Below are 2,756 nucleotides of genomic sequence, written 5' to 3'. Positions count from 1 at the left end.
GGCAACTGGGACCGCTACAAGGACGCGACGCCCTGATTCAGATCGTCATTGCGAGCGTAGCGAAGCAATCCAGGGCGGTTTAAGCGGCCCTAGATTGCTTCGCTACGCTCGCAATGACGCAAGAGAGGGCTCAGTAAGCGGGCGCGTTGCCGAACTGGAAGCCGGTCGAGACTACCCATGCGAAGGCCACGGCGATGACGATGCCGATCAGCGCCTTGACCGGCGACCAGCGCAGGTCCGCCACGTCTTCTCCCGCAGCAACCGGGCGCTTGCCGGTCACCATCGGCCGCACGAGGTTCTGGCGCTTCCACGCAAGGTAGAACACCACCGCCACCACGTGAAGCACCACCAGCGCAAGGATCACGTTGAAGATCGTCGAATGCAGGTCCGACGCGGCCGAGGACTGATCGAACGACACGTAAGTCGCCAGCGGCCCGTCGTAGAGCATGTCGATGTCGCTGGCGAACAGCCCCGCCGTCACCATCGCGCCGACGGCCAGCAGCATGGCGACCACGCTCCACCCGCCGAGCGGATTGTGCCCGTCGGCATGGCTCGCCGTCCGGTGGCCAAGGCCCTTGAAATAGGCCGCGACCGCACCCGGCCCGCGTACGAAGCTGGAGAACCGCGCGGTACGGGGGCCGAAGAAGCCCCAGTAGACGCGGAACACCAGCAGCGCGAGGATACCATAGCCCGACAGGCGATGGCGTTCGAGATCATGCTGTTCCCCGCTCCACCACGAAAAGGCGATGAGCGCGACCAGCAGCCAGTGGAACAGGCGGATGGTCGGGTCCCAGACGGGTGTAGTGGAGCGAGTCATGCGTATCCTCAGTCGTCGGCGCGGAACTGCTTGTGGCACGAGCCGCAGGCGCCGCCGACGGCCTTGAACTGCGCGCCGATGGCCGCGGCATTGCCGGTGCCCGCGACGGCGACCAGCTTGTCGGCTTGGGCGATATAGGTCTTCATGGCGTCGTCGAAGGCGGCGCGGTTGGTCCAGATCGCGGGCAGGGCTTCGGTCTTCACCCCGGAAGACGGGCCCGAGCCGTTAGGGAACAGGCCAATCTGCGCGCGGCCGGTGGCAGCCAGCGTCTTGGCGGCGGCGACGGCCTGGGCCTTGTCGATCGAGCCGCTGGCGAGCTGGTCCTTGAGGACCTTCATGGCGCCGCCCATCTTCTTGAAGTTGGCGTGGCGGGTGGCGATGGCGGTTTCGGCGGGCGAGGCGGCGATGGCGACGGTTGCGCTCACCGTTAGAACGGCGGCGGACACGCCGAGTACGGCAAGCGAGAGCTTGTTGGAAAGCGTCATGGTTTTTCGATCCTGATCGGTTTGTTGGGATTCAAGGACGATTGGTGGCTAACACAGGCGCGGCCGTTTGGCCAAAGACTTGATCGTAGACCGCTTTTACCGTCGCAAGTCCGCCTTCGGCCATCTGCGCGGGCGTTGTGCCGCGCGCATTGGCGAGGGTAGGTTTCGCGCCGTGCGCGGCCAGCACCTTGAGCATCGCGCCGAGTTGGTCGTGCATGCCGCCGCCGATCACGAGGTGCAGCGGCGTGGCGCCTTTCGCGTCGGCGACATTGGCATTGGGGGCCAATGCCAGCGCCTCCTCCAGCGCCGCCGCGCTGTGGCCCGAAGCGGCGGCGAGGGCGATGTTGACGCCGTTCTCGGCGACGAAAGTGCGGTTCGCTCCGCCTGCGACAAGACACTTCATAGCATCTATCTGCCCGGCCTGCGCGGCCAGCAGCAGGGGCGGTGTGGGCGGTACGGGGGCGGGCGGCATGCCGAAGTTCGCCTCCGTCACCCACGTGATCCGCGAAGGGCCGGTGAGGCCGTTCACATCCGCGCCTTTCGCCAGCAGCAGGTCGATCAGCGCCGTGTCGCCGCCCTTCGCCGCGCCGTGGAGCGGCTGTTCGCCGTTGCGGTCGCGCTCGGCGAGGTCGAAGTCCAGCGGCGCCAGCATTTCGGCGGCACGCCAGTTCTTCTGGTAGAGCGCCAGTTGCAGGGCGCTGGTGTTCTCCGGCCCGCGATGGGTTGTATCGGCTCCGGCATCGAGTAGGGCGCGGGTCGCCTCGCCCGAGCCGCTGGTGATGGCGAAGAACAACGGAGTGAAGCCTTCCCCGGTGGCCCGGTTCACCTTCGCTCCCGCCTTGAGCAGCGCGGCGATCGCGCCGAGGTTCCCGGCGGAGGCGGCCCACATCAGCGGCGTCTGTCCGCGCGCATCGAGGCTGTCGGCCTTCGCGCCCTTCGCCAGCATCTGCGTGACGGTCTCTGCGCCCGAGTAGCGCGCGCAGACCGCGAGCGGGGTGACGCCGTCAGGCCCGGGCTTGCGTACATCGGCGCGAGCGTCGAGCAATTGCCCGACGATGGCCGTACTGCCGCGCTCACAGGCGAGGGAGAGGGGAGTGAGGCCTTCGGCATCGATGACATTCGGCTTCGCGCCATGCTTCAGCAGGGCGGCGACGAGCGCGGGATCCTGCGTCTCGATGGCGCGGGCAAGCGGGCTTTCGCCATAGAGCAACGGCGCGTTCGCATCCGCACCCGCCTTTAGCGCGCCCTCGACGGTGATCGGATCGGCAGTGGCAAGGGCATCGGCCAGTGTGTCGGCCTGCGCTGGCGTGGCGATAAGGCAAGCCAGGGCGGTCAATGCTCGTCGTCCCGGACTTGCTCCGGGACCGGTGGCGATCTTTAGGCGCGGCGTCGCGCGATGTGCCTTGCCGGGGCGTGGGCCGTTCACGGCCGGCGGTCCCGGAGCAAGTTCGGGA

The 2,756-nt window shown here is 67.7% G+C and carries 3 protein-coding genes; all 3 read right to left on the bottom strand.

Annotation, left to right across the window (positions count from 1 at the left end; genetic code table 11):
* Positions 1 to 130 precede the first annotated feature (130 nt).
* Complete coding sequence (locus ACYPYD_RS07950; protein ID WP_271181793.1) at positions 131 to 817, bottom strand: cytochrome b/b6 domain-containing protein; 687 nt, start codon at positions 815 to 817, stop codon at positions 131 to 133.
* A gap of 8 nt (positions 818 to 825) precedes the next feature.
* Positions 826 to 1,302: a c-type cytochrome gene (locus ACYPYD_RS07945; RefSeq protein ID WP_459662702.1), complete on the bottom strand. Its 477-nt coding sequence runs from the start codon at positions 1,300 to 1,302 to the stop codon at positions 826 to 828.
* 31 nt (positions 1,303 to 1,333) lie between these two features.
* On the bottom strand, positions 1,334 to 2,756 hold a 1,423-nt coding region (locus ACYPYD_RS07940), incomplete at its 5' end, for an ankyrin repeat domain-containing protein (protein WP_459662701.1).

It is taken from the genome of Novosphingobium sp. 11B, assembly GCF_054589055.1.
Note: the sequence above shows the minus strand (reverse complement) of the source record. Positions and strands in the feature narration are given on the sequence as shown.

Coding starts and splice junctions, on each gene's coding strand:
- ACYPYD_RS07950 (WP_271181793.1), bottom strand. CDS start 817: ATGACTCGCTCCACTACACCCGTCTGGGACCCGACCATCCGCCTGTTC.
- ACYPYD_RS07945 (WP_459662702.1), bottom strand. CDS start 1,302: ATGACGCTTTCCAACAAGCTCTCGCTTGCCGTACTCGGCGTGTCCGCC.